Source organism: Promicromonospora sp. NPDC059942, from assembly GCF_042731755.1.
GTDB lineage: Bacteria > Actinomycetota > Actinomycetes > Actinomycetales > Cellulomonadaceae > Promicromonospora.
In genome coordinates, this window is sequence record NZ_JBHWLR010000005.1 from 6,036 (window position 1) to 30,599 (window position 24,564).

Here is a 24,564-nt window from a genome sequence, read left to right on the forward strand (position 1 = left end):
CCCAGGAACGCCCGACTCACAAACAGAAACCCTCTCATAGGACCCACCCCCCCTCCTCCCCCCCCGCCACAGGTCTTTCGGCTCCGGGAGCCGAAGGTCAGGCCGGGCGCTTCTTCGGCATGCCCTCGAGGGTCTTGGCCGGGTCGCGCTCGACGACGCCGTCCAGGGCCTCGTCGATCTGCTTGAGCAGCTCGGCCGGGATGGTCACGCCCGACGCCTTGACGTTCTCCGCGACCTGCTCGGGGCGGGACGCGCCCACCAGTGCGGCGGCCACGTTGTCGTTCTGCAGCACCCAGGCCACGGCGAGCTGCGCCATGGACAGGCCCAGCTCGTCGGCGACCGGCTTGAGGTTCTGCACGGCCGTCAGGGTCTCGTCGCTCATGAAGCGGCTGATCGTCTGCGCGCCGCCCTTCTGGTCCGTGGCCCGCGAGCCGGCCGGGGCGGCCTGGCCCGGCAGGTACTTGCCGGAGAGCACGCCCTGCGCCATCGGCGACCACACGATCTGCGAGACACCGACCTCCTTCGAGGCGGGCACGACCTCGTCCTCGATGACGCGCCACAGCATCGAGTACTGGGGCTGCGAGGAGATGAGCTGGAAGCCGAGCTCCTTGGCGAGCGCGGCACCGGCGCGGATCTGGTCGGCGGTCCACTCGGAGACGCCGATGTAGAGGGCCTTGCCCTGGCGGACGACGTCGGCGAACGCCTGCATCGTCTCCTCCAGCGGCGTCTCCACGTCGAAGCGGTGCGCCTGGTAGAGGTCGACGTAGTCGGTGCCGAGGCGCGTCAGGGAGCCGTTGATCGACTCCAGGATGTGCTTGCGGGACAGACCCGTGTCGTTGGGACCCTTGGGCCCGGTGGGCCAGTACACCTTGGTGAAGATCTCCAGGGACTCGCGCCGCTCGCCCTGCAGCGCGTCGCCGAGCACCTGCTCCGCGGCCGTGTTGGCGTACGCGTCCGCGGTGTCGAAGGTGGTGATGCCGGCGTCGAGGGCCGCGCGGACGCACGCCGTCGCGACGTCGTTCTCCACCTGCGAGGCGTGGGTGAGCCAGTTGCCGTACGTGATCTCCGAGATCTTGAGACCACTGTTGCCGAGGTACCGGTAGTTGACCATGGCATCAGCCTATGACAGCGATCGAATCGCTTTGACCCACTTTCGCGCACTGGAATGGCCACGTCCGCCCTGGGAGCCGATCGAGCTGATCACCCCACAAGACCGCGCGGCGCGAGCCAGCGCGCGGCGACCTGCACCACCGGGCCCACCCCGAAGGCGAACACCACGGTGGCCCACCCGAACGTGCCGCCCAGCAGCACCCCGACCACGACCACCGTGACCTCGATGACGGTCTTCACCATCCAGACGGGCCAGCCCGTGCGCTGCACGATGCCGGTCATCAGGCCGTCGCGCGGCCCCGGCCCGAGCCGGGCCCCGACGTAGGCCGCGGTGCTCACCCCGAGCAGCACCGTGCCGCCCAGCGCCAGCGCGATCCCGGTCGCGAGCGCCGGCTCGGGCAGCAGCCGTTCGAGCACCCACAGCGAGGGGTCGATGACGAGGCTGATCACGATGATGTTGGCGATCGTGCCGATCCCCGGCCTCTGGCGCAGCGGGATCCACGCGAGCATCACCAGCAGCCCGACCCCGAGTACCACCCAGCCGTACGCCAGCCCGGTCCGGTCCACGATGCCCTGGTCCAGCACGGCCCACGGCATGGCGCCCTGGCCCGAGTGGAGCATCAGCGCGGTCGCGACGCCGAAGCCCACGAGCCCGAGCAGGAGCTGGACGCCGCGGCGCACCGGGTGCATCAGGACGGGGGCGCCGGGCGCGGTAGCAGCGATCGCGGTGTCGGTCGCAGCGGACGCGGGCAGGGGCTGGGGCAGGGACTCGGGCAGGGGCGCGGGCACGGCCGCGGTCTCGGGGGCAGGCTCGGCCGGGCGGCCGGTGGTCGTCGTCATGTGCCCATGGTGCGGGCCCATTGGCCTTGTCATCCAGGGCCAATCGCGCAAGAGTGGCCCCTATGTCCGCTGCGACCCCGACCGTGCTGCGCCAGCTCTCCCCCGCCACGACCGCCCGCCTGCTCGGCTCGTGGCACGCGGGCGGGCCCGCCTACGTGGCCCTCGCCGACGCCCTGCGCGCCGCCGTCCTGTCCGGCACGCTCGCCCCCAACACCCGCCTGCCCAGCGAACGGGAGCTCGCGGCGACGCTCAAGGTGTCGCGCACCACGACGTCGGGCGCGTACGCGAGGCTGCGCGAGCTGGGCTTCGCGGTCAGCCGCGTCGGTTCGGGGACGGTCGCCACGCTGCCGCAGCGCAGCGCCGATCCTGCCCCCGGCAGGCCGGCGGGCGGCGACGCCCCGGTGGCCGACGACGCCCTGCGGGCCGTGACGCCCGGGGGCGTGCCGCACGGCGTCGGGCACCTGGACCTGTGGCAGGCGACCCCGCCCGCGCCGCCGGAGCTGCACGAGGCCTTCGCGCGGGCCCTGGAGCGCCTGCCCGCGTACCTCGACTCGGGCGGGTACGAGCCGCACGGCCTGACGCCGCTGCGCGAGGCCGTCGCCGCCCGCTACCGCGAGCGCGGCGTGCCGACCACCGCCGACGAGATCCTGGTGACCACCGGCGCCCAGCAGGCGATCGCGCTGCTGGCGAACACCCACCTGCACCCGGGCGACCGGGCGGTCGTGGAGTCGCCGACCTACTTCCACGCCATGGAGTCGATGCGCGACGCCGGGGGCCGGGTGGTCGGCGTGCCCACGGGGCCGCTCGACGTCGACCTGCTGGCCTCCACGGTGCGCCGCGCCCAGCCGCGGCTGGTGTACCTCGTGCCGGACTTCCAGAACCCGACGGCGTTCGTGATGTCCGCGGGCGAGCGCGCGGCGGTCCGGGAGATCGCCGACCGGTACGGCGTCACGGTCGTGGGTGACGAGACCCTCGTCGAGCTCAACCTGTCGGACATCGAGATGCCGCCCGCGTTCGCCGGGGACGGGACGTCGCCGCACGTGGTGACGGTGGGGTCGGCGTCGAAGGCGTTCTGGGGCGGGCTGCGCGTCGGCTGGGTCCGGGCGCACCCGCAGGTGATCTCGCACCTCGCGCGGGCGCGGCAGTCGGCGGACATCGCGACGGCCGTGCTGGAGCAGCTCGCCGTGGTGGAGCTGCTCGGGCGCCACGAGGCGGTCATGGCGGGCCGGCGCCGGATGCTGCGCGAGCGGCGCGACCTCCTGGTCCACCGGCTCCGGGAGGCGTTCCCCTCCTGGGACGTGCCGACGCCGCAGGGCGGGCTGTTCTGCTGGGTCGACCTGGGGCGGCCGGTCGCGCAGGCGTTCGCCGCCGCGGCCGCCGCGGAGGGCGCGCTCGTGGCCGCCGGGCCGATCTTCAGCCCCGAGAGCACCGGCTCCGCGTCCCGCGTGCGGCTCACCTTCACGCGGTCCCCGGCCGAGCTGGCGGACGCCGTGCCGCGGCTCGCCCGGGCCTGGAGCCGGGTGGTGCCGTCCGGCAGGTCGCGGCGGTGACCCGGGGGTTGCGGTGACCCCGGGTACCGACAGCGCCTAGGGGACCCGCAGCTCCACGCCGGGCGCGGCCTGCGTGCCGTCGTGCAGCAGGCTCGCCAGCACGGCGCCGGCCGCGGCCAGCTCGCGCCAGTGCTCACCGAGCCACTGCTCGGCGTCGTACTGGGCCGTGAAGACGGGCGTGACGGGCTCGGTCAGGCGACGCCCCTCGGCGTCGTCCAGGGCCCACTCCCACTGCGGACGGATCACTCGTACCTCCCACTAGCCGTCGAGCCGGCCGACCTGGTCAGGGCGCGGTTGATCTCCGACGCCCACAGCGGCCCCTCGTAGACGAACGACGTGTACCCCTGGGTCAGGTCGGCGCCGGCGCGCAGGTACGCGCGGACGTCGTCGGCCCGGGTGATGCCACCCACGCCGATGATGACGGGGCCCGTGCCGAGCCGCTCGCGCAGGCGCGCGACCACCTCGATGCCGCGGCCGAGCAGCGGCGGGCCGGACAGCCCGCCCGGGCCGCGGTCGTGGCCGATGGTCGTGTTGACGGCGACCACGCCGTCCAGCCCCAGCTCCAGCACGAGGTCGGCGACGGCGTCGACGTCCTCGTTCGCGAGGTCGGGGGCGATCTTCACCAGGAGCGGGATCCGGCGGCCCGTGCCCTTGCCCGCGGCCGTGCCGGTCGTGGCCTCGTCGGCGGCGGCGCGGACCGCCTCCAGGATGGGCCGCAGCGACTCCGTCGCCTGCAGGTCGCGCAGCCCCGGGGTGTTCGGGGACGACACGTTGACCACGAGGTAGTCGGCCCAGGGGGCCAGCAGTCGGGCCGACGTCGCGTAGTCGGCGGCGGCGAACTCGGGCGGCGTCACCTTGGACTTGCCGATGTTGGCGCCGACGACGATCGCCCGGCCCGCGGCGGTGCGGCGCAGCGCGCGCAGCCGGTCCGCGGCGGCGGCCGCACCCTCGTTGTTGAAGCCCATCCGGTTGCGCACGCCCCGCACGTCCAGCTCGCGCCACATGCGCGGCTTCTCGTTGCCGGGCTGCGGGCGGGCGGTCACGGTGCCGATCTCGACGAACCCGAAGCCGAGCATCGTCAGGCCCCGGACGGCGCGCGCGTTCTTGTCGAACCCGCCGGCCAGGCCGAACGGCGCGGGCACCACGCGGCCGAAGAGGCGCACGCTGCCCGGTCCGCCGGCGCGCTGGCCCAGGTACGGGGCGAGCGCGCCCTGCGCGACGTCCCGCAGGACCGGCACCCTCCCGGCCCGCTCGATCAGCGAGAACGCGATCTCGTGCGCACGCTCCGGGTCCATCCGGCGGAAGACACCGTTGAACAACAACGAGTACGGCCAGCTCATGCAGTCCTCTCCTCGGACGTGCTGCGCGACGTCCGCCACAGCCACCACAGGCCCACGAAGGGCAGGACCAGGGGCACGTAACCGTAGCCCTGGCCGAATCCGGACCAGACGGTCGACTCGCCGAACACGTCCGGGTCGGCGAGCGACAGCGCCCCGATCGTGACCACGCCGACCGCCTCGATCCCGACGGTGATCCACGCGGTCACGCGCCAGGCGGGGGTGCCGATCGCGAGCGCGAACGTCGCGACCACGTACACCGCCGCGGCGAGCGTGGAGAGCGTGTAGGCCACGGGCGCCTCGCCGAACTTCACGACGAGCTCGTAGGACGAGCGGCCGATGGCGGCGAACGCCAGGATCCCGTAGATGGTCACCAGGACGCGGCCGAAGCCCCGCCCGGTCCGTCGCGCGGCTTTCCGTTCCGCCATCGTCATCAGGCCCCCGTCCAGATCTGCCACATGCGCCACTCCAGGAAGGCCACCGTCAGCGAGGCCACGAGCAGCACCACCGAGCTCCACTTCGTGCGCTCGGCGAAGGCCCACGCGGCGGCCACGGGCAGGATCACCAGGGTCGTGGCGAAGTAGCCCCAGAACAGCACCGGGTCGCTCGCACCGCCCCCGCCCGCACCCTGCACGATGGCGACGACGCCCTGCACGAGCAGCAGGAACTCGATGACGGCACCGCCCCAGAGCTGGTTCAGGATGACCGCGCGGTCGCGGGCGACGAACCAGCCGGCCCACCCGGCCAGGACCACGCAGAGCGCGACCACGAGGAGCAGGAGGGCAGGGATCACGTCCTGCAGACTACCGGGCGCTCCCTGTGGGGCGGCAATCGGATCGTGCGTGACCTGCGCCTCGATGAGGCCCGGCCCGGCTGTCGGAGGCCCGGGATACGATCGGCTGCGTGACCGACGTGACCCTCTCCAGCAAGAATCCCACCGCCGTGAAGGCCGAAGCGCTCGTGGTGGCGACCGCCCAGACGTCGGACGGCGTAGCCGTCGTGTCCGACCAGCTCCCCACGGACCTCCTGACGCAGCTCGAGACGCTCGCCCCGCAGCTCGGCGTCACGGGCGCCCGCGACGAGGTGCGCAAGATCCCGGCCGGCGACAAGCTCGCCGCCGACGTCCTCGTCCTGACGGGCCTGGGTGAGCGCGCCGAGGACGGCACGTTCGCCGCCGAGACGCTGCGCCGCGCGGCGGGCGCCGCGACGCGCGAGCTGGCGGGCCTCAAGTCCGCCGCGATCGCCCTGCCGGCGTCCGACGACGCCGAGATCACCGCCGTCACCGAGGGCGCGCTGCTGGGGGCCTACGCCTTCAACCGGTACCGCACGGCCGGCAAGGCCTCCGCGAAGGACGCCGCCAAGTCCACCGGGAACGGCACCAAGGACGCCAAGGCCACCGGCAAGGACGCCGCGAAGAACGGCAAGGACCCGGTCGCCGCGATCGAGATCCTCACCCCGCTGCACAAGAACGCGAAGGCCAAGCTGGCCGCCGAGCGCGCCGAGATCCTCGCCGCCGCGGTCCACGCCACCCGCGACCTGGTCAACACCGCGCCCAATGAGCTGTACCCAGCCACGTTCGCCGACGCGGCGAAGGCCGCGGCCAAGGACGTGAAGCACGTCCGGGTGACGGTGCTGGACGACAAACAGCTCGCGTCGGGCGGCTACGGCGGCCTCACGGCCGTGGGGCAGGGCTCGTCGCGCGGCCCGCGCCTGGTCAAGGTCGCCTACACGCCGGCCAAGCCGGACGCGAAGGTCGCGCTCGTGGGCAAGGGCATCACGTTCGACTCGGGCGGCATCTCGATCAAGCCGGCCGCCGGCATGGAGGCCATGAAGTCCGACATGGCCGGCGCCGCCGCCGTGCTGTCCACGGTGATCGCCGCCGCGAAGCTGAACCTCCCGGTCGCCGTGACCGGCTACCTCTGCCTCGCCGAGAACATGCCGGGCGGCAACGCGCAGCGCCCCGCCGACGTCATCACGATCTACGGCGGCAAGACCGTCGAGGTGCTCAACACCGACGCCGAGGGCCGCATCGTCATGGCCGACGGCCTCGTCTCGGCCATCGAGGACGGCCACGACGTCGTGCTCGACATCGCGACGCTCACCGGCGCCCAGATGGTCGCGCTCGGCAGCCGCACGTCCGCCGTCATGGGCACCGACGAGGTGCGCGACGAGGTCAAGGCCGCCGCCGACGCCTCGGGCGAACTGTTCTGGCCCATGCCGCTCCCGGAGGAGCTCAAGGCCAACATCAAGTCCAAGGTGGCCGACGTCGCCAACTCCGGCCCGCGCTGGGGCGGCATGCTCAACGCCGGCCTGTTCCTGCAGACCTTCGTGGGCGACCACCCGTGGGCGCACCTCGACATCGCCGGGCCTGCCTTCAACGAGGGCGGCGCGCACGGCTACACGTCCGGTGGCGGCACCGGCGTCGGCGTCCGCACCCTCCTGGGCTTCGTCGAGGGCCGGGCCGCCGCGAAGTAGCTACTTCCTGCGCTGGGCGCTGTTCCAGTCGCGCATCCGCTGGGGGTAGCCGGTGAACCGCACGTTGTACACCGGCACCCCGAGCTGGTTCGCGATGTCGAACGCGGTGCGCTCGTCGGGCACCCGGCGGCGCGTCCACTCACCGGTGCTCGCCACGAGCAGGATGGTGCTGGGGATGTCGGTGGTCGGGGGCTCCACGTAGGCCTCGACCCCGACGCGCGAAGCGATGAACTCACCGAGGTGCGCCAGGGTCTGGCGGCGCGCGTCGTTACCGGTGGGACGCGCGGCGCTACCGGGTGCGGAGCGTCGCTGGAAGAAGCGCGCGAGCGAGCTACGGGACTGGCGAGGCATGCACCGAGGGTACTAGCGAGACCTGCGCTGTCCTAGGCATCTCCACGCACATCGCAGGAAACTCGCACCTTCTGCTCGCGGGCCGTCCTGTCACAGGGCCGCCCGGAGCGTCAATGTCGCCACGGTCACACCCGACAAGCCCGGTACACGATTGGGGCCACGCCCGCTGAAGTGTCAAGATGGCATGCGGCGACAACCCACGCAGCCGACGCAGCCAACGCGGTCACCTCCGCAGAGTCAACGAGGAGCCAGCACGTGCCTACGCAGGACAGCTCGACCACGTTCGACGTCGTCGTGCTCGGCGGGGGAAGCGGCGGCTACGCCACCGCGCTCCGCTCGGCACAGCTTGGCCTGAGCGTGGCCCTCGTGGAGGAGGGCAAGCTCGGCGGGACCTGCCTGCACGTGGGCTGCGTCCCCACCAAGGCCCTGCTCCACGCCGCCGAGGTGGCCGACGCCGCCGCACACGGCGCGCAGTTCGGTGTGCGCACCTCGCTGGACGGCATCGACATGCCCGGCGTGCTCGCCTACAAGGACTCCGTGGTCGCCGGCCTGTACAAGGGCCTGCAGGGGCTGATCGCCTCGCGGAAGATCACCGTCGTCGAGGGGCACGGCACGCTCGCCTCCCCCGGCGTCGTCGAGGTCACCGCCGCGGACGGCGCGACGAGCAGCGTCACCGGCACCCACGTGGTGCTCGCGACCGGCTCGTACGCGAAGACGCTGCCCGGCCTGGAGCTCGGCGGCCGCGTCCTCACCTCCGACCAGGCGCTCACGCTCGACACCGTGCCGAAGTCCGTGGTCGTGCTCGGCGGCGGCGTGATCGGCGTGGAGTTCGCCAGCGTCTGGAAGTCCTTCGGCGCCGACGTGCAGATCGTCGAGGCGCTGCCCCACCTCGTCCCCAACGAGGACGTCGCTCTCTCGAAGGCGCTGGAGCGCGCGTTCCGCAAGCGTGGCATCAAGTTCTCCCTGGGCGAGCGCTTCGCCCAGGCCAAGCAGTCCGACGACGGCGTCCAGGTCGAGCTGGAGTCGGGCACCACGTTCGACGCCGAGCTGCTGCTCGTCGCCGTCGGGCGCGGGGCGCGGACCGCCGACCTCGGCTACGAGGCCGCCGGTGTGCGCGTCGACCGCGGGTTCGTGCTGACCGACGAGCTGCTCCGCACCGGCGTCACCACGCCGGCCGGCGGGCAGGTCTGGGCCGTCGGCGACATCGTGCCCGGCCTGCAGCTTGCCCACCGCGGGTTCGCGCAGGGCATCTTCGTGGCCGAGCAGATCGCGGGCAGGTCGCCCGCACCGATCGACGAGGCGACGATCCCGCGGGTCACCTACTGCGAGCCGGAGGTGGCGTCGGTCGGCGTCACCGAGGCGCGGGCCGCCGAGCTGTACGGCCCGGACGGGGTGGAGACCATCGAGTACAACCTGGCGGGCAACGGCAAGAGCAAGATCCTGGGTACCCAGGGCTTCGCCAAGCTGGTGCGCCGCAAGGACGGACCCGTGGTCGGTATGCACCTGATCGGCTCGCGTGTGGGCGAGCTGATCGGCGAGGGCCAGCTCATCGTCGGCTGGGAGGCGTTCCCTGAGGACGTCGCCTCGCTCGTCCACGCACATCCCACCCAGAACGAGGCACTCGGAGAGGCACACATGGCACTGGCCGGCAAGCCTCTGCACGCCCACAACTGACCATAACGACAAAGGAGACCCCACAGGTCATGTCTGAGAACGTGCAGCTGCCGGCCCTCGGCGAATCCGTCACCGAGGGCACTGTCACCCGCTGGCTCAAGGCTGTCGGCGACGAGGTCGCCGTCGACGAGCCGCTGCTCGAGGTGTCGACCGACAAGGTCGACACCGAGATCCCGTCGCCGATCGCCGGCGTGCTCGAGCAGATCCTCGTCCAGGAGGACGACACCGTGGAGGTCGGCGCCACCCTCGCCGTCATCGGCGACGGCTCCGGTTCCGGTGCCGCCCCGGCGGCGCCCGCCGCCGAGCCCGCCGCAGCGGAGGCCCCCGCGCCCGAGGCGACGCCTGAGCCGGCCGAGGCCGCTCCCGCCGAGGCACCCGCGCCCGCCGCCCCTGCCGAGGCTCCGGCCGAGGCTCCCGCTCCGGCTCCGGCCGGTAGTGGCACCGACGTGCCGCTGCCCGCGCTGGGCGAGTCGGTCACCGAGGGCACGGTGACGCGCTGGCTCAAGGAGGTCGGTGACGACGTCGCCGTCGACGAGCCGCTGCTCGAGGTCTCGACCGACAAGGTCGACACCGAGATCCCGTCGCCCGTCGCGGGGACGCTCCAGGAGATCCTGGTCAAGGAGGACGAGACCGTCGAGGTCGGCGCCATCCTGGCCCGCGTCGGTTCCGGCGCCGCCGCTCCGGCTGCTGCTCCGGCCGCCGCTGCCCCGGCCCCGGCCGCTGCTGCCGCTCCGGCCGCTGCTCCTGCCGCCCCGGCTCCGGCCCCTGCTGCTCCGGCGCCCGCTCCGGCTCCGGCCCCTGCGCCGGCCGCTCCGGCTCCGGCTGCGGCTGCTCCGGCGCCTGCCGCTCCGGCGCCTGCCGCTCCGGCCCCCGCCGCCGCCGCTCCGGCCGCCGCCGGTGGTCGCACCATCGGCTCGTACCTGACCCCGCTCGTGCGCAAGCTCGCCGCGGAGAAGGGCGTCGACGTCGCCGAGGTGAAGGGCACCGGCGTCGGTGGCCGCATCCGCAAGGAGGACGTGCTCGCCGCAGCCGAGGCCAAGGCCGCCCCGGCGCCCGCCGCCGCTGCCGCACCCGCCGCGAAGGCTCCGGTCACGACCAAGCTCGAGGTGTCGCCGCTGCGCGGCACCACGGAGAAGATGTCGCGCCTGCGCAAGATCGTCGCCGAGCGCATGCTCGAGGCGGTCCAGTCGCAGGCCCAGCTGACCACGGTCCTGGAGGTCGACGTCACCCGCGTCGCGAAGCTCCGGGCCAAGGCCAAGGAGTCGTTCGCCGCGCGCGAGGGCGCCAAGCTGACCTTCCTGCCGTTCTTCACGCTGGCCGCCGTCGAGGCGCTCAAGGCGTACCCGAAGATCAACGCCACGATCGACACCGAGAAGGGCGAGATCACCTACCACGGCTCGGAGAACGTCGGCATCGCCGTCGACACCGAGCGTGGCCTCGTGGTCCCGGTCATCAAGAACGCGGGCGACCTGAACCTGGCGGGCATCGCCCGGCAGATCCAGGACCTGGGTGCGCGCACCCGGGCCAACAAGGTGACGCCGGACGAGCTCTCGGGCGGGACGTTCAACATCACCAACACGGGCTCGGGCGGGTCGCTCATCGACACCCCGATCGTCCCGCTGGGCCACGCCGCGATCCTGGGCACCGGCACCATCACCAAGCGCCCGGTCGTGGTGACCGACGCCGAGGGCAACGAGAGCATCGCGGTGCGCTCGATGGCCTACATCTTCCTGTCCTACGACCACCGCCTGGTCGACGGTGCGGACGCCGCGCGCTTCCTCACCGCGATCAAGAACCGGATCGAGGAGGGCGCGTTCGAGGCCGAGGTCGGTCTCTGACGAGGACCAACGGGTCGGCCGGGTAGCTCACGCACCTGATGTCGACCCAGCAGCAGCGGGTGGTGGCCGGTTCCGGGTTCGGGACCGGCCACAGCCGTCTGTGCCCTGCCTTGATGCCCCAGCGGGCTGCGCCGGCGCCGTGTCGGTGCGGCGCCGTCGGGCAGGCTAGATTCGCGGCATGGACGTAGTCGTGGCCGGGTCGCACGGCCTCATCGGCTCCGCGCTGGTCGCGGACCTCGTCGCCCGGGGGCACGGCGTGCGTCGGCTGGTGCGGCGCGGGAGCGAGTCGTCCGGCGTTGCCGAGTCGTCCGGTGCCGCCCAGTCGTCAGGCGCAGCGGAAACGGCCGGGCCGTCCGACGTCCGGCACGTGCCGTGGGACCCGCGCACCGGCGAGCTCGACCCGGCCGCGGTGGACGGCGCGGACGCCGTCGTGAACCTGGCCGGGGCCGGGATCGGCGACCACCGCTGGACCCCGGCGTACAAGCAGAAGCTCCTGGGCTCGCGCACCACGACCACGAGCCTGCTGGCCCGCACGATCGCGCGCCTGGACGACCCGCCGGTGCTGGTCAACGCGTCGGCGGTCGGGGCGTACGGGGACCGCGGGGACGAGGTCCTGACCGAGGCGTCGGAACGCGGGGACGACTTCCTCGCGGGCCTGGTCAAGGCCTGGGAGAGCGCCACCGCGCCCGCGGCCGACGCCGGGGCCCGCGTCGTCTGGCTGCGCAGCGGCATCGTGCTCGCGCCGTCGGGCGGGGCGCTCGGCAGGCTGCTGCCGCTCCTGCGCCTCGGCGTCGGCGGGCCGCTCGGCAGCGGCCGGCAGTGGTGGAGCTGGATCACGCTCACCGACGAGGTCGCGGCGATCCGCCACGTCATCGGCGCGGACGTGCGCGGCCCCGTCAACGCCGTGGCGCCCGAGCCCACCACGAACCGGGACCTGACCCGGGCGCTCGCCCAGGCCCTCTACCGGCCGGCGGCCCTGAAGGTGCCCACGTTCGCCCTGCGGATCGCGCTCGGGCAGTTCGCCGGCGACCTCGTGGCCTCCCAGCGGGTGGTCCCCGCGGTGCTGAGCCGCACCGGCTTCACCTGGACACACGCCGCCCCCGAGGAGGCGGCGCGCTGGGTCGTCGGGCACTGAGCCGGTCCGGCACGCAAGGTGGGCCGGACCGGCCAGGCCGGGGACGGGTCAGCGGACCTCGCTGACCCGCCACCCGAGCGGCGTCCAGACCAGGGTCAGGTCGGCGGACTCCTTCGACGCGGGCACTGCCGTCTCGCCGTCCGCGGACACCTGCCGGTGCGCCGTGATCGTGTACTGGATCCGCACGATCGCCTCGATCGGTACCTTCTTGCCGGACGACTGGCTCTCGGCGCCGTCCGACGTCTGGACCGTCTTGCGCGACGCCGTGGTCGCGCTCTGCACGGCCGACGCGGCGCCGGGGCCCTGCGTCACGACCTCGATGGACTCCACCTCGGCGGACGCGCCGACCACCTGCGACCGGTGCTGCTTGAGCTCGTCGAGGATCTGCTGGTCGGCCAGGTAGGCCGGCGAGCCCTCCAGGTTGACCGTGCTGATGTCCGAGATGGCGCCCGCAAGCAGCGCGAGGCGGCGCTCGGTGAGCTCGACCGCGGCACCCGCCGGGTCCTTGGCGTTGCTCACCGGGTTGATGCCGCCCCAGACGGGGCCGGAGGCCTCGGGCGAGGGCGCCGCGACGGCGGGCTCCTCGCCGCCGAATGCCTCGGGCAGGGCGATGGCCCCAGCCGTGATCCCCGTGACCACGCCGGCGGCGATCATGACCGTCGCGAGCACGGAGCCCGCGGTGAAGCGCGGCTCGGCGGCCTGCGCGCCCGGTCGCGCGCCGGCGGCCCGGCCCGAGACGGGCATCGTCGCCCGGCGCCGCGCGCCGGGCGTCCAGGAGCGGGCGTCGACCGCGGCGATGGACCCCGTCAGCGTCTTGGCGGCGGAGCGCCACGCCGACGGCGTGTGCGCGCCCAGCGGCACGTGACCGGCGATGGGCACGGGACCGCTGATGGCGGCCGAGACGAGGGCGGAGGCGTCCGGGAGCCGCACCGGCACGGGCTTGACGGCGTCGTTCGCGAGCGCCGCGAGCGTGCCCGGCTCTGGCCGGTCGCGCGGGTCCTCGGCCCGGGCGCGGGACAGGACGGCCCGCAGCGCCTGGTCGGCCTTGGAGTCCAGGCTCGGGCCGGGGAAGCCCAGCACCGACTCGACGAGCGTGGCCAGCGAGGTGACGTCGACCGGGTCGTCGCTGTGGTCCGGCAGCGTGACGCGCGGGCGCAGCACGGCGCTGCCGTCGCTGCGCAGCAGCACGTCGGTGGGCCGCACGCCGCCGTGGACCAGGCCCACGCTGTGCAGCGCGGCGAGCGCCTGCGCGATGGCGACGGTGATCCCGGCGCCCTCGGCGGCGGTCAGGGGGCCGCGCGAGCCGACGGCGGTCGGCAGGTCGACGGCGCCCGTCCGCGACAGCCGGACGTCGAGGTTGTCCGGGCCGTTCGGCGAGATGGCGATGAGCGGCACGAGATGTGGGTGGTCCAGTGTCGCGAGGGTGTCCAGGCGGCGCACCAGAAGTTCCCGTGCCGCGGCCTCGGAGGGGACGGCTACGCGGACCAGTTCCGCGGATTCGATGTAGTGCACCCGATCATGAGAACTCCGTGAATCGGAGCCCGCTCTTTATCCACAGGATTTGCCGAATTCGACGCCCTGTGGGTGAACTCCTGGGTACACGCAGGGAATCACACGTCGACGAGCCGCCCCTCCTTGGCCGAGACCCGTGCGGCGTCCAGGACCTCCGCGGTCCGGACGGCGTCGGCGGGATCGACGGGTACGTCGGCCTCGCCGGCGAGCCACTCGGCCACCGCGGAGTAGAAGTCGCCGTGCCCGCCGCGGGGCTGCGGCACGGCGGTCCGCTCGCGGCCGCGCGTGAGCCAGCCGTGGGTGCCCTCGGGCTGGTCGTCGTCGAGCACGTCGAAGGGCGAGGCGTCGCCCTCGAACGAGTTGACCAGGTACGCGCCGCCGTCCCCCAGCACGCGCGTACGCGGGCCGGGCGCCCCGACCAGGGAGCCCGCCCAGAGCCGCGAGACCACGCCCTTGGCGGGCGGCTCCACGCCGAACAGGACGTCGGCGGCCGCGGCGCGCCCCGGGACCACACCCGGCCGGGTGCCCGGCGCGGCGTGGTGCAGCACGAGGAACACGTCGTCCTCGGTGGGCGTCGAGAGCGAGCGGGTCTCGGCGTACACCGAGACCACGGGCCCGAACAGCTGGGTGGCGGAGTCCACGAGGTGCGGGCCGAGGTCGAGCAGCAGCCCGCCGCCCACGACGTCGTTCTCCTTCCACCGCTGCTGGGGCTTGGGCCGCCAGCGCTCCCAGTGCCGCTCGAAGGTGTGCACCTTGCCGAGGTCGCCCCGGTCCAGGAGGGCCTTGAGCGTGAGCTGCTCCGGGTCCCAGCGCCGGTTGTGGAACACGGTGAACGGCGTGCCCGACGACGACGCCGCAGCCACCACCCGGCGGGCCTCGGCCGCCGTGGTCGCGATGGGCTTGTCCAGCACGAAGGGCTTGCCCGCCACGGAGACGGCGTTCGCGTGCTCGGCGTGCAGGGACGAGGGGCTGGCGATGACGACCAGGTCGTAGAGACCTGGCTCGGCCAGCATCGAGGGCAGGTCGTTGAAGAGCCGCGCGCCGGGCCAGTCACCGGCCGCCTGGACGCGCCGTCCGGAGTCGCGCGCGACGACCGCCGTTACCGACATACCCGCAGCTCGCGCCAGCCGAGCGTGAATTTGCCTGCCCGCGCCGCCGTAGCCGACAATCCCGATCCGAAGTGCCATGGCCCCATCGTGCCCCGCGGGACGCAGCGACGCGAGATTACTGGTCAGCCGCTTAATCCCCGTAACACAACTCTGGCAGACTGGGGCAAGAGGTACGTTTCGCACGTTCTTAGACTTTGTCCGGCCATCTGCGGTCCGGACCAACGGCCGACAGATTGAGGGGCTCGTGTCCGCCACAGCCAAGAAGTCCAGCCAGACCCGCAAGACCCTGCAGCTCGTGCTCATCGCCGTCGCGGCGCTGGTGCTCGCCGGCAACTTCGTCGTCAAGTCCCTGGGCGACGACGTCGCCCCCGCCGAGGGCGCGCAGGGCTCGGCCCTCGCGGCGCTGGACACGCTGCCGGTGCAGGACGCCGCCACCAAGGACGGCTACGACCGCGAGTCCGACTTCGGCAGCGCCTGGCAGGACGCCGACGACAACGGCTGCGACACCCGCAACGACATGCTCCAGCGCGACCTCGACGACTTCGTGCTCACCGACGGCGACTCGTGCCAGGTGGCCTCCGGCACGCTCGACGACCCGTACACGGGCGAGACCATCGAGTTCGAGCGCGGCGAGAACTCCGGCGCCGTGCAGATCGACCACGTCGTCGCGCTGATGAACGCGTGGACCACGGGCGCGGCCGACTGGGACAAGGACAAGCGCGTCTCCATCGCGAACGATCCGCTCAACCTCGTCGCCTCGGACGGTCCCGCCAACATGGGCAAGGGCGCCAAGGACGCCTCCGAGTGGCTGCCGGACAACCAGGCCTACCGGTGCGAGTACGTGGCCCGGCAGATCGCCGTCAAGACCAAGTACGAGCTGTGGGTCACGCCCGCCGAGCACGACGCCATGGAGGACGTCCTGACGAGCTGCCCGGCGGAAACCCTCCCGGCGTCCTGACCCGAGCTGGTCCTTGCTGACTTTGGTTCAGCAGGAGATCGACGACCACTACCGGACCACATGCAGTCGTCCCCAGCCTGCTGAATCCCACTCAGCAGCGTTGGCCGACAGAACCTGAGGACCGCAGCATCGGAGAGGTAGCGCGACCACAGCGTGGTGGTCGGCGGGGTTGTGCACAGACTCGGCCCGCTGGCCGTCGACGGCGGGCTCCGCGGTGATCTGATCCCCACATGCGTTCACTCACCGCGGTCCCCCAGGTGCTGGAGGTTCTCGCCGCCCGCCAGGAGGGCCTCGTCTCCGTGCGACAGTGCTACGCCGCGGGCGTCGACCGTCGGCGGATCGCCCGGCTCGTCGATCACGGCGCCTGGCGCCGGGAGGGCGGTCGGGTCGTCGACACCGACCCCGCTCCGCCGGCCACGCTGGTCCGGGACGACTACTTCGACCACCTCCGTCGCCGGTCCGCGGTGAAGGGCCTGCTCGTCTGGCCCGGAACGGCCGCGGTCGGGTGCGCCGCGCTCGCCCTGCACGGCGTCGCCGGGCTGCCCCGGCGTATCGACCCCGAGGTCTCGTTCCCCCGGGGCATCCGGCACCAGGGGCGGGACGGCGTGATCGTGCGGCAGTACGGGAGCTTCGCGTCCCAGATCCACGGCGCCTGGCGCATCGCGAAGATCGAGCACGCGCTGGCCCAGGCCCTCCCCGACCTGTCGCGGGACGACGCCGTCGCCGTGGTCAGCAGCGCCCTGCACAAGGGCCTGCTCGGCGAGGCCGAGGCCGGGCCGGCCCAGGTCGAACGGTTGCTGCGCGGGCGGCGCGGAGCCGTGGAGGCCGTGCGCCGGCTCGGCCTCGCGAACCGCGGTGACGAGTCCCCCGCCGAGACCCGTACCCGCCTCTCGTGCATCGACAACGGCGTGCCCCCAGACCGCGTCCAGGTGGAGTTCCGCAAGAACGGGAAGTTCCTGGGCCGGTGCGATCTCGGCTGGCAGCTGCGCGACGGGCGCTGGCTCGTGGTGGAGGTGGACGGCGTCGGACCGCACTCCACACCGGAGGCGCTGGTCAAGGACGCACCCCGGCAGAACCGCCTGCTCACGACCGGAAGGATCGTGCTGCTGCGTTTCAAGCCGGCCGACAACGACCAGCCGGGAGGCATCGGGGCGGTCGTCGCCGCCCACCTGAAGGACCTGGGCGGCCGCACCCCGAACCCTGGGCCCCCTCTGTCTCCGGTCCACCTGGACTGAAACCCGCCCGACGGGGCGGGTCTAGGCTTGCGGCCATGGACATCCGACACCTCACCGGGCACGTCGAGTACCACGAGGGCTGGGACCTGCAGCGACGCACCCACGAGGGCGTCCGCGCGGAGGACCTGGCCGACACCGTCTTCTTCCTGGAGCACGAGTCCGTGTACACGGCGGGCGCGCGCACGCACCGCGACGAGTACCCGACCGACGGCACCGAGGTCATCAAGGTCGACCGCGGCGGCAAGATCACGTGGCACGGGCCGGGCCAGATCGTGGCCTACCCGATCATCAAGCTGGCCAAGCCGTTCGACGTCGTCGAGTACGTCCGCACGCTGGAGCAGGCGGTGATGGACGTGTGCGCCGCGTTCGGCGTGGAGACCATGCGGGTCGAGGGCCGCTCCGGCGTCTGGGTCGCCGCCGACTCCCCCGACGTGGCGAGCCCCCGGCTCGAACGCAAGGTGTGCGCCATCGGGGCGCGGGTCGCCAAGGGCGTGACCATGCACGGCCTGGCCCTGAACTGCGACGCCGACCTGGCCGCGTTCGACCACATCGTGCCGTGCGGCATCCCGGCGGAGGACGCCGACGTCACCTCGCTGACCGCCGAGGCCGGCCGACGGGTCACCGTCGACGAGGTCCGGCCCCTGCTGGAGGCGGCCCTGATCGAGCGCCTCTCGCCGCTGCTCGCGCGGGACTCCGCGCCGTCCGAGGCCGTCGCCGCGACAGCGTGACGAACGCCACGTGCCGCCCCCGCGACGGCCGCGCGACGGCGGTCGCCCGAGGCTTAGGCTGGGCCAACCCGCTGACCTGGGAGGGATCTGCGTGACCATCGCACCTGAAGGCCGACGCATGTTGCGCATCGAAGCGCGCAACTCGGCCACGCCCATCGAGAAGAAGCCCGAGTGGATCAAGACCCGGGCGGTGATGGGACCCGAGTACCGCGACATGAAATCGCTCGTGAAGGGCGAGGGCCTGCACACGGTCTGCGAGGAGGCCGGCTGTCCCAACATCTTCGAGTGCTGGGAGGACCGCGAGGCCACCTTCCTCATCGGCGGTGACCAGTGCACGCGCCGCTGCGACTTCTGCCAGATCGACACGGGCAAGCCCGCCGACTTCGACAAGGACGAGCCGCGCCGGGTCGCGGAGTCCGTGCGGACCATGGGCCTGAAGTACTCGACCGTCACCGGCGTCGCCCGCGACGACCTGGCCGACGGTGGCGCCTGGCTCTACGCGGAGACCGTCCGCCAGATCCACGCGCTGAACCCCGGCACCGGCGTCGAGCTGCTGATCCCGGACTTCAACGCCATCCCCGAGCTGCTCGACGCCGTCAACGAGTCGCGCCCCGAGGTGCTCGCGCACAACGTCGAGACCGTGCCGCGCATCTTCAAGCAGATCCGCCCGGCGTTCACCTACGAGCGGTCGCTCTCGGTCATCACCCGGGCCCGCGACGCCGGCCTGGTCACCAAGTCCAACCTGATCCTCGGCATGGGCGAGACGATCGACGAGGTCAAGCAGGCGCTGCAGGACCTGCACGACGCCGGTTGCGACATCATCACGATCACGCAGTACCTGCGCCCGTCGCTGCGCCACCACCCGGTGGACCGCTGGGTGCGGCCGGAGGAGTTCGTGGAGCTCTCCGAGACGGCGGAGCAGATCGGCTTCCTCGGCGTCATGGCCGGGCCGCTGGTGCGCTCGTCGTACCGCGCGGGCCGCCTGTGGGGCCAGGCGATGACCAAGCACGGCCGCGCGATCCCCGAGGCGCTCTCGCACCTCGCACAGCCCACCACGTCCCGTCAGGAGGCGGCGAGCCTGCTGGCGCGCTGACCCGGCCCGCCGGCTCGGCACGCCGACCCCTCGTAGCGCACTAGAATCGATGACCATGGCCCGAACCTCGTCCGGAGGCGAAGCGCGCGACGACGCGTCCGTCACCAAGCAGAAGAAGCCCAAGAAGCGCCGCTGGTATCACCAGCTGTGGGACGTCTACCAGATGACCCGCAAGCAGAACCCGCTCGTCACCTGGTGGATGCTCGCCGCGTTCGTCGGTGTGGTGGCGGTGGCGCTGCTCATCGGTGTGCTCGCGGGCCCGTGGGTCTACGCGCTCGTCATCGGCGTGCCGTTCGGCGTGCTGGCGGCGATGTTCGTGCTGTCGCGCAGCGCGGAGAAGGCCGCCTACACGCAGATCGCCGGTCAGCCGGGCGCGGCTCGCGCCGCGCTCGGCACCGTGCGCGGCGGCTGGACGTTCGAGGACGAGCCCGTCGCTGTCGACGCCCGCAACCAGGACTTCGTGTTCCGCGGTGTGGGCCGGGCCGGCGTCGTGCTGGTCTCCGAGGGCCCGTCGCACCGCGTGACGCGGCTGCTGGACCAGGAGCGCAAGAAGGTCAGCCGCATCCTGTCCAACGTGCCGGTCACCGTGATCCAGTGCGGCGACGGCGAGGGCCAGGTGCCGCTGACCAAGGTCGCGCGCGCCGTCACCCGGCTCAAGTCGACGCTGACCCGGGCCGAGGTGGCCGAGATCAGCAAGCGCCTGAAGGCCATCGGCGGCATGAAGCTGCCGATCCCCAAGGGCATCGACCCGACCCGGGCCCGTCCCGACCGCAAGGGCATGCGCGGTCGCTGACCGGTCTGACCTCGAAGGGGGCGCCTCCCGTACGGGAGGCGCCCTTTTTGCGTACCCGGCGGCCGTCCGATGGACGGACGCCGCCGGGCCGCGGCATGTGAGTTCTGGCACGCTGTGATAACGCTGCCGGAGCTACCACCAGCACATCTCCCCACGGTTACACGGTCGAGAGGCGCGAGAAACACTCCGGCAACAATCAGTAACCCGAGAGAAACCACCTGCCCTTAGGTTCGTGGCGATCCGCGTGCAAGCCTGCCCAGCCGTTCGGCGTCGTGCGACGGACTCCCCCTGGACTTATCGAGCGAGCAAGGAGCGCAGATGTTCAACAACGCCGAGGAGGCGATTGCCTTCACCCGCAACGAGGGGGTGGAGTTCGTCGACGTCCGGTTCATCGACCTGCCGGGTGTCACTCAGCACTTCAACATCCCGGTCGAGCAGTTCGACGAGGACGCCTTCAGCGAGGGCCTCATGTTCGACGGCTCGTCGATCCGCGGTTTCCAGGCGATCCACGAGTCCGACATGAAGCTCGTGCCGGACATCGCGACGGCGTACATCGACCCGTTCCGCAAGGCCAAGACCCTGATCGTGAACTTCTCGATCGTGGACCCGTTCACGGGTGACGCCTACGCCCGCGACCCGCGCAACATCGCGGCCAAGGCCGAGGCCTACCTCAAGTCGACCGGCATCGCCGACACCGTCTTCTTCGGTGCCGAGGCCGAGTTCTACGTCTTCGACGACGTGCGCTTCAAGACCGCGTCGAACGAGAGCTACTACTCCATCGACTCCGTCGAGGCCGCGTGGAACACCGGCCGCGAGGAGGAGGGTGGCAACCTCGGGTACAAGACCCGCTACAAGGGCGGCTACTTCCCCACCTCCCCGAGCGACCGCTTCGCGGACCTGCGCGACGACATGGTCAAGACCCTCGGCCAGGTCGGCCTCTCCGTCGAGCGCGCGCACCACGAGGTGGGCACCGCCGGCCAGCAGGAGATCAACTACAAGTTCAACTCCCTGCTGCACGCCGCCGACGACCTGATGAAGTTCAAGTACGTCATCAAGAACGTCGCCTTCGACGCCGGCAAGTCGGCCACGTTCATGCCGAAGCCGATCTTCGGCGACAACGGCTCGGGCATGCACTCGCACCAGTCGCTCTGGAAGAACGGCGAGCCGCTGTTCTACGACGAGAAGGGCTACGGCGGCCTGTCCGACCTGGCTCGCTGGTACATCGGCGGCCTGCTCAAGCACGCGCCGTCGCTGCTGGCCTTCACCAACCCGTCGGTGAACTCGTACCACCGCCTGGTCCCGGGCTTCGAGGCTCCCGTGAACCTCGTCTACTCGGCTCGTAACCGCTCCGCCTCGATCCGCATCCCGATCACGGGTACGTCGCCGAAGGCCAAGCGCATCGAGTTCCGCGCGCCGGACCCGTCGTCCAACCCGTACCTGGCGTTCTCCGCGATGCTGATGGCCGGCCTGGACGGCATCAAGAACCGCATCGAGCCGCCGGCTCCGGTCGACAAGGACCTCTACGAGCTGCCGCCCGAGGAGCACGCGCAGATCGCCCAGGTCCCGACGTCGCTCGGTGGCGTGCTCGACGCGCTCGAGGCCGACCACGAGTACCTCACCGCCGGTGACGTGTTCACGGAGGACCTGATCGAGACCTGGATCGCGTACAAGCGCGAGAACGAGATCGACCCGATCCGCCTGCGGCCGCACCCGCACGAGTTCGAGCTGTACTACGACATCTGATCCCTGGGCCCGGTAGGGCCTGGAGATGTCGCCGAAACGGCGGCTGACCTGCACTTTCGTCTCGCGACGAGGTGCGGCGTCGGCCGCCGTTTCTCGTGCTCCGGTGTAGCTCGTGTTATTGCCCAGGTCAGGGGCCTACCTCCCCAGGCCCGCGGTAGTTCACCCCGGCCCCGGAATGCCGAATCGGGACGGCGTGGCATCGTCGAACTATGAGCACCGACGAGGCAATGAGCAGTTTCCGATCAGCGGAGGAGTGGGCCGGCCAGGCCTACAGCCGCCTCTCCGGACTGACGGGGGCCGACGAGGCGACGTCGCAAGCGCTCGCTGATCTGGCCCGAAGCATCGGCGCGCTGGCCAAGGGACTGGGTCAGATGACCACCGAACCGCCCCCGTGAGGGTCCACAAGACATCTGGCCGCCGCCCTGATCGGCTCGGCTGACGGCGGTTGACCACAGCGGTTGCTGCCGGACGGAGGCCGCGCGTGGCAGCAACTGCTGTGGCCGACGACGACTTCCGGCGCGCGGACGCGCGGGGCCGATATCGTTCAGGCGTGGAGAACCCTGCGCCTCTGCCTGCCCGGGCCATGACGCCGCACGAGCGCTCGGTTCTCGACATGCTGCTCGACGGCGACTTCCCGGGCGCCGTTGCGCTCCGCGCCCAGGCGGGGCACGCTCGGGTCGTCGCGATGTGCCAGTGCGGGTGCGGTTCTTTCGACGTCGACGTCGTCGAACCCGACATCTCGCGGGCCGACCTCCCGAACGGACTGGTCCCCCAAGAGCTGGCGGTTACGGACGTAGACGGGATGCCCTACGGCGCGATCATCATGTTCGTGCGGGACGGCAGGCTCTCATACCTCGATTACCACACCTGGGGCGACCGGCCGCTGACCGGCCTACCGCCGATAGAGCACCTCTCGATGGTCTCCCGCTGATCCGGCAGGCCAACGCGGTTCAGCACAGCGGTTGCTGCCGGACCGGGGCCGCGCGTGGCAGCAACTGCTGTGGTCAACACCGGCGCGGTCAAGCACCTTGTCGGTGCGTACGCTTCGCGGGTGGGCACCGACATCTACGGCGGCATCGAAGCCCGGCACCCGGGTGCGCACAGCGACTGGTACGACGGCGAGCCGTGGTTCAAGGTCATGGACCTCCACCCGCTCCTCGAGGACGACGGCCCGGCAGGCAGCTATCCGGCCTACGCCTACCTCTTCGGCATCCGGAACAGTTATGGCTTCGAGCCGCTGGCGCAGGCGCGCGGCCTGCCCGACGACGTCTCGGGTGCCCTCCGCGATGACCTGCAGGCCCACATCGAGTCCGGGGAGCTGATCGCCGCCTGGATCGGGTGGGACGAGCTGGCAGCAATCGACCCGGAAGAACCGTTCGGGCACGTCGTCGGCTACCTGGAGTCGAACGACGGCTCGTCCATGTACCGAACGATGCTCCTGCCACGTGGTTGGACACCCGACGCGATCGACTTCGCCGGACCGGCCGCGGTGTCGACCGCACTGACCCCAGCCGAAACGGCGACGTGGGAGCACGACGGCACGACCTATCGGTACCGACCGATGACCCTTGGCTCCTACTTCGGTGACGGCACCCCGTGGGGCCACGTGCTGGCCGTCATGCGCGCCCTCGCCGGCAGGTTCGGGTCCGACGGCGTGCGGCTGGTGGCGGCGTTCGACTGAACGCCTCGGGTGGAGGGCACGCGGCCCCCGGCAGCCCCGTCAGCGGTCGAAGAACTGCATCATCCAGTCCGTCGTCCAGTTGCCCGGCTCGTACTCCACCACGACCGGGCCGCTCGTCCCGCCCACGATCTGGTACGGCGTCGTCTGCAGTGCGGTGTCGAGGCCCGCCCTGTTCAGATAGCCGTCGAACCGGTCGAGAGTCACCAACGTGGCGAACGGGCCTCCGCAGACCTCGGTCGTCTCGCCGACGTCGGTACGGACCGCGGCCGCGACGTAGGACCGTCCGCTGGGCACCATGCCGACGCCGAACCAGGGACTCTCGGGGCAGTCCCCGGGGCCGGCGTTCGCCCACACCAGGGTTCGAGGCCCCCAGCTCGTCCCGGCCGACCGCGTGTAGAACCGGTGCTCGTCACCGACCATCCCGGCCCAGACCAGCCGCGTGAGGGAGTCGCCGGCGGCGAGCTCGGCGCGGTTGCTCGTGCGGAACTGGTAGGTCGGCATCGTGGTGCTGCTCGCCTGGCGCCACAGCTTGTCGCGCGCCAGCAGCGTCTCCCGGCCGCCGCCCTCGGTCACGAGCCGGAGCCGCGGCCGGGGGTGGTCCACGGTGCCGAGTGCCACGGACGGGGACCAGGTGGTCGCCCCGGTCTGGATCACGGTCCGACGGATCTCCGCCGTCGTCCCCTTCGGCGCCGCCCAGACCACGGTGACCTTGCCCGCGCTGTTGATGGCCACATCCCTGGGCGCGTCCACCAGGACCGAGGGGACGCGGCGTGTGTCCCAGGAGCCGCCCCGCTCCAGCCGGCTCAGGTACGCCCGGCCGCCCGGGGCGCTCCACAGCAGGGCGGCGTCGCCGTCCGTGTTGCCCACGAGCTTCGACCGCGCGACCTCCTGCGCGGTGATCGTCACGGGGCCGTCCCAGCCCGTCCCGTCGAACAGCCAGGACACACTTCCCGTGACCGCCATCGCGTAGTTCCCCGGCCCCGCGATCATGCCGCCCTGGGAGCTGGCCGGTACGTCGAAACGCGACCACTCGAGCCGGCGGCCGTTCTCGAGCCACGACCGTTCTTGAGCGCCGGGCTCGGGCAGGCTCACGCTGAACACGCGGCCCGACCCGGACACCGCCACGTCCCGGTGGACCTCTCCCTCAGGGCCGCTCCACTCGTACGTCCGGTCGCCCGGGGCGGCGGACGCCGGCGCTTCGGCAAGCAGTGCCGTGGCGAGCAACGCCGTGGCAAGGACACCGGCCGCTGAGGCCGCGGCTGCAGTCCGACGCATGATGCCTCCTGGGGTCAGCGCCACCGCTGCCGCTCCGGGGCCCGTGGCGTCGCTGCCAGGGGCCGGGGTACGCGCGGTCTGTACCGATGGTGGCACGGGCTCACCTCACCCGACGGCCCTTTCACCC

The 24,564-nt window shown here is 72.2% G+C and carries 24 protein-coding genes; 14 read left to right on the forward strand and 10 right to left on the reverse strand.

Features of this window, described 5'->3' with window-relative positions:
* Positions 1-97: 97 nt before the first annotated feature.
* Together ACFV9Q_RS09325 and ACFV9Q_RS09330 are read right to left on the reverse strand one after the other, a co-directional pair.
* A complete protein-coding gene (locus tag ACFV9Q_RS09325) occupies positions 98-1,111 on the reverse strand; it encodes an aldo/keto reductase family protein (RefSeq protein WP_377229804.1) in 1,014 nt (337 codons plus the stop codon).
* Positions 1,112-1,200: 89 nt separating this feature from the next.
* The gene (locus tag ACFV9Q_RS09330) at positions 1,201-1,950 is read right to left on the reverse strand and encodes a YitT family protein (protein WP_377234175.1); all 750 of its coding nucleotides are present in this window, start codon (positions 1,948-1,950) and stop codon (positions 1,201-1,203) included.
* A gap of 62 nt (positions 1,951-2,012) precedes the next feature.
* On the opposite strand from ACFV9Q_RS09330, the gene ACFV9Q_RS09335 reads away from it, so the two are divergent.
* Positions 2,013-3,500, forward strand: coding sequence for a PLP-dependent aminotransferase family protein (locus ACFV9Q_RS09335; protein WP_377234176.1), 1,488 nt, complete (start codon positions 2,013-2,015; stop codon positions 3,498-3,500).
* A 36-nt stretch (positions 3,501-3,536) separates the two neighbouring features.
* On the opposite strand, the gene ACFV9Q_RS09340 is transcribed toward ACFV9Q_RS09335, so the two are convergent.
* The 4 genes from ACFV9Q_RS09340 to ACFV9Q_RS09355 are packed head-to-tail and all read right to left on the reverse strand — an operon-like array spanning position 3,537 to position 5,630.
* Positions 3,537-3,746 (reverse strand): hypothetical protein, encoded by a 210-nt coding sequence (locus ACFV9Q_RS09340; protein WP_377229800.1) that lies wholly within the window; start codon positions 3,744-3,746, stop codon positions 3,537-3,539.
* Positions 3,743-4,840: a quinone-dependent dihydroorotate dehydrogenase gene (locus ACFV9Q_RS09345; RefSeq protein ID WP_377234177.1), complete on the reverse strand. Its 1,098-nt coding sequence runs from the start codon at positions 4,838-4,840 to the stop codon at positions 3,743-3,745. Before ACFV9Q_RS09345 ends, ACFV9Q_RS09340 begins: the two co-directional genes overlap by 4 nt.
* On the reverse strand, positions 4,837-5,271 hold the full coding sequence (locus ACFV9Q_RS09350) for a hypothetical protein (RefSeq protein ID WP_377229798.1): 435 nt from the start codon (positions 5,269-5,271) through the stop codon (positions 4,837-4,839). Before ACFV9Q_RS09350 ends, ACFV9Q_RS09345 begins: the two co-directional genes overlap by 4 nt.
* Complete coding sequence (locus ACFV9Q_RS09355) at positions 5,271-5,630, reverse strand: hypothetical protein (RefSeq protein ID WP_377229797.1); 360 nt, start codon at positions 5,628-5,630, stop codon at positions 5,271-5,273. Before ACFV9Q_RS09355 ends, ACFV9Q_RS09350 begins: the two co-directional genes overlap by 1 nt.
* Positions 5,631-5,740: 110 nt before the next feature.
* Here ACFV9Q_RS09355 and ACFV9Q_RS09360 point away from each other — a divergent pair, with 110 nt between their 5' ends.
* The gene (locus ACFV9Q_RS09360) at positions 5,741-7,312 is read left to right on the forward strand and encodes a leucyl aminopeptidase (RefSeq protein ID WP_377229796.1); all 1,572 of its coding nucleotides are present in this window, start codon (positions 5,741-5,743) and stop codon (positions 7,310-7,312) included.
* Here the strand turns inward: ACFV9Q_RS09360 and ACFV9Q_RS09365 are convergent, their stop codons facing one another.
* The gene (locus ACFV9Q_RS09365) at positions 7,313-7,663 is read right to left on the reverse strand and encodes an oxidoreductase (RefSeq protein WP_377229795.1); all 351 of its coding nucleotides are present in this window, start codon (positions 7,661-7,663) and stop codon (positions 7,313-7,315) included.
* Positions 7,664-7,918: 255 nt separating this feature from the next.
* Here ACFV9Q_RS09365 and lpdA point away from each other — a divergent pair, with 255 nt between their 5' ends.
* The 3 genes from lpdA to ACFV9Q_RS09380 all read left to right on the forward strand — a co-directional run bounded on the left by lpdA (position 7,919) and on the right by ACFV9Q_RS09380 (position 12,310).
* Positions 7,919-9,337, forward strand: a complete 1,419-nt coding sequence (lpdA, locus tag ACFV9Q_RS09370; protein WP_377229794.1) for a dihydrolipoyl dehydrogenase — start codon at positions 7,919-7,921, stop codon at positions 9,335-9,337.
* 29 nt (positions 9,338-9,366) lie between these two features.
* Positions 9,367-11,175: a 2-oxoglutarate dehydrogenase, E2 component, dihydrolipoamide succinyltransferase gene (gene sucB, locus ACFV9Q_RS09375; protein WP_377234178.1), complete on the forward strand. Its 1,809-nt coding sequence runs from the start codon at positions 9,367-9,369 to the stop codon at positions 11,173-11,175.
* Positions 11,176-11,353: 178 nt separating this feature from the next.
* Positions 11,354-12,310 carry a TIGR01777 family oxidoreductase gene (locus tag ACFV9Q_RS09380; protein WP_377234179.1) on the forward strand — a complete coding sequence of 319 codons (957 nt, stop codon included), beginning with the start codon at positions 11,354-11,356 and terminating at the stop codon, positions 12,308-12,310.
* 48 nt (positions 12,311-12,358) lie between these two features.
* On the opposite strand, the gene ACFV9Q_RS09385 is transcribed toward ACFV9Q_RS09380, so the two are convergent.
* Both ACFV9Q_RS09385 and ACFV9Q_RS09390 read right to left on the reverse strand, forming a co-directional pair.
* On the reverse strand, positions 12,359-13,822 hold the full coding sequence (locus ACFV9Q_RS09385; protein ID WP_377234180.1) for a hypothetical protein: 1,464 nt from the start codon (positions 13,820-13,822) through the stop codon (positions 12,359-12,361).
* Between the two features lie 98 nt (positions 13,823-13,920).
* Positions 13,921-15,009, reverse strand: a complete 1,089-nt coding sequence (locus ACFV9Q_RS09390) for a Gfo/Idh/MocA family oxidoreductase (RefSeq protein WP_377229790.1) — start codon at positions 15,007-15,009, stop codon at positions 13,921-13,923.
* A gap of 166 nt (positions 15,010-15,175) precedes the next feature.
* Between ACFV9Q_RS09390 and ACFV9Q_RS09395 the strand changes: the two genes are divergently transcribed.
* The 9 genes from ACFV9Q_RS09395 (at position 15,176) to ACFV9Q_RS09435 (ending at position 23,162) form a co-directional block, all read left to right on the forward strand.
* A complete protein-coding gene (locus ACFV9Q_RS09395) occupies positions 15,176-15,889 on the forward strand; it encodes an HNH endonuclease family protein (RefSeq protein WP_377234181.1) in 714 nt (237 codons plus the stop codon).
* A 230-nt stretch (positions 15,890-16,119) separates the two neighbouring features.
* Entirely contained in the window at positions 16,120-17,124 is a 1,005-nt protein-coding gene (locus tag ACFV9Q_RS09400) for a hypothetical protein (protein ID WP_377234182.1), read from the forward strand.
* Between the two features lie 35 nt (positions 17,125-17,159).
* Entirely contained in the window at positions 17,160-17,852 is a 693-nt protein-coding gene (gene lipB, locus ACFV9Q_RS09405; protein WP_377234183.1) for a lipoyl(octanoyl) transferase LipB, read from the forward strand.
* 91 nt (positions 17,853-17,943) lie between these two features.
* Positions 17,944-18,945, forward strand: coding sequence for a lipoyl synthase (gene lipA / locus ACFV9Q_RS09410; RefSeq protein ID WP_377229786.1), 1,002 nt, complete (start codon positions 17,944-17,946; stop codon positions 18,943-18,945).
* Positions 18,946-19,000: 55 nt separating this feature from the next.
* The gene (locus ACFV9Q_RS09415; protein WP_377229785.1) at positions 19,001-19,738 is read left to right on the forward strand and encodes a DUF4191 domain-containing protein; all 738 of its coding nucleotides are present in this window, start codon (positions 19,001-19,003) and stop codon (positions 19,736-19,738) included.
* A 318-nt stretch (positions 19,739-20,056) separates the two neighbouring features.
* The gene (gene glnA, locus ACFV9Q_RS09420; protein WP_377227325.1) at positions 20,057-21,481 is read left to right on the forward strand and encodes a type I glutamate--ammonia ligase; all 1,425 of its coding nucleotides are present in this window, start codon (positions 20,057-20,059) and stop codon (positions 21,479-21,481) included.
* 209 nt (positions 21,482-21,690) lie between these two features.
* The gene (locus tag ACFV9Q_RS09425; protein WP_377234184.1) at positions 21,691-21,876 is read left to right on the forward strand and encodes a hypothetical protein; all 186 of its coding nucleotides are present in this window, start codon (positions 21,691-21,693) and stop codon (positions 21,874-21,876) included.
* A gap of 155 nt (positions 21,877-22,031) precedes the next feature.
* A complete protein-coding gene (locus ACFV9Q_RS09430) occupies positions 22,032-22,412 on the forward strand; it encodes a hypothetical protein (protein ID WP_377234185.1) in 381 nt (126 codons plus the stop codon).
* 120 nt (positions 22,413-22,532) lie between these two features.
* Complete coding sequence (locus ACFV9Q_RS09435; protein WP_377234186.1) at positions 22,533-23,162, forward strand: hypothetical protein; 630 nt, start codon at positions 22,533-22,535, stop codon at positions 23,160-23,162.
* 39 nt (positions 23,163-23,201) lie between these two features.
* Here ACFV9Q_RS09435 and ACFV9Q_RS09440 read toward each other — a convergent pair whose 3' ends face one another.
* Complete coding sequence (locus tag ACFV9Q_RS09440) at positions 23,202-24,437, reverse strand: hypothetical protein (RefSeq protein WP_377234187.1); 1,236 nt, start codon at positions 24,435-24,437, stop codon at positions 23,202-23,204.
* Positions 24,438-24,564: the final 127 nt, after the last annotated feature.

Coding starts and splice junctions, on each gene's coding strand:
- glnA (WP_377227325.1), top strand. CDS start 20,057: ATGTTCAACAACGCCGAGGAGGCGATTGCCTTCACCCGCAACGAGGGG.
- ACFV9Q_RS09415 (WP_377229785.1), top strand. CDS start 19,001: ATGGCCCGAACCTCGTCCGGAGGCGAAGCGCGCGACGACGCGTCCGTC.
- ACFV9Q_RS09425 (WP_377234184.1), top strand. CDS start 21,691: ATGAGCACCGACGAGGCAATGAGCAGTTTCCGATCAGCGGAGGAGTGG.
- ACFV9Q_RS09400 (WP_377234182.1), top strand. CDS start 16,120: ATGCGTTCACTCACCGCGGTCCCCCAGGTGCTGGAGGTTCTCGCCGCC.
- ACFV9Q_RS09380 (WP_377234179.1), top strand. CDS start 11,354: ATGGACGTAGTCGTGGCCGGGTCGCACGGCCTCATCGGCTCCGCGCTG.
- ACFV9Q_RS09365 (WP_377229795.1), bottom strand. CDS start 7,663: ATGCCTCGCCAGTCCCGTAGCTCGCTCGCGCGCTTCTTCCAGCGACGC.
- ACFV9Q_RS09440 (WP_377234187.1), bottom strand. CDS start 24,437: ATGCGTCGGACTGCAGCCGCGGCCTCAGCGGCCGGTGTCCTTGCCACG.
- ACFV9Q_RS09390 (WP_377229790.1), bottom strand. CDS start 15,009: ATGGCACTTCGGATCGGGATTGTCGGCTACGGCGGCGCGGGCAGGCAA.
- lipB (WP_377234183.1), top strand. CDS start 17,160: ATGGACATCCGACACCTCACCGGGCACGTCGAGTACCACGAGGGCTGG.
- ACFV9Q_RS09330 (WP_377234175.1), bottom strand. CDS start 1,950: ATGACGACGACCACCGGCCGCCCGGCCGAGCCTGCCCCCGAGACCGCG.
- ACFV9Q_RS09345 (WP_377234177.1), bottom strand. CDS start 4,840: ATGAGCTGGCCGTACTCGTTGTTGTTCAACGGTGTCTTCCGCCGGATG.
- ACFV9Q_RS09325 (WP_377229804.1), bottom strand. CDS start 1,111: ATGGTCAACTACCGGTACCTCGGCAACAGTGGTCTCAAGATCTCGGAG.
- ACFV9Q_RS09335 (WP_377234176.1), top strand. CDS start 2,013: ATGTCCGCTGCGACCCCGACCGTGCTGCGCCAGCTCTCCCCCGCCACG.
- sucB (WP_377234178.1), top strand. CDS start 9,367: ATGTCTGAGAACGTGCAGCTGCCGGCCCTCGGCGAATCCGTCACCGAG.
- ACFV9Q_RS09350 (WP_377229798.1), bottom strand. CDS start 5,271: ATGACGATGGCGGAACGGAAAGCCGCGCGACGGACCGGGCGGGGCTTC.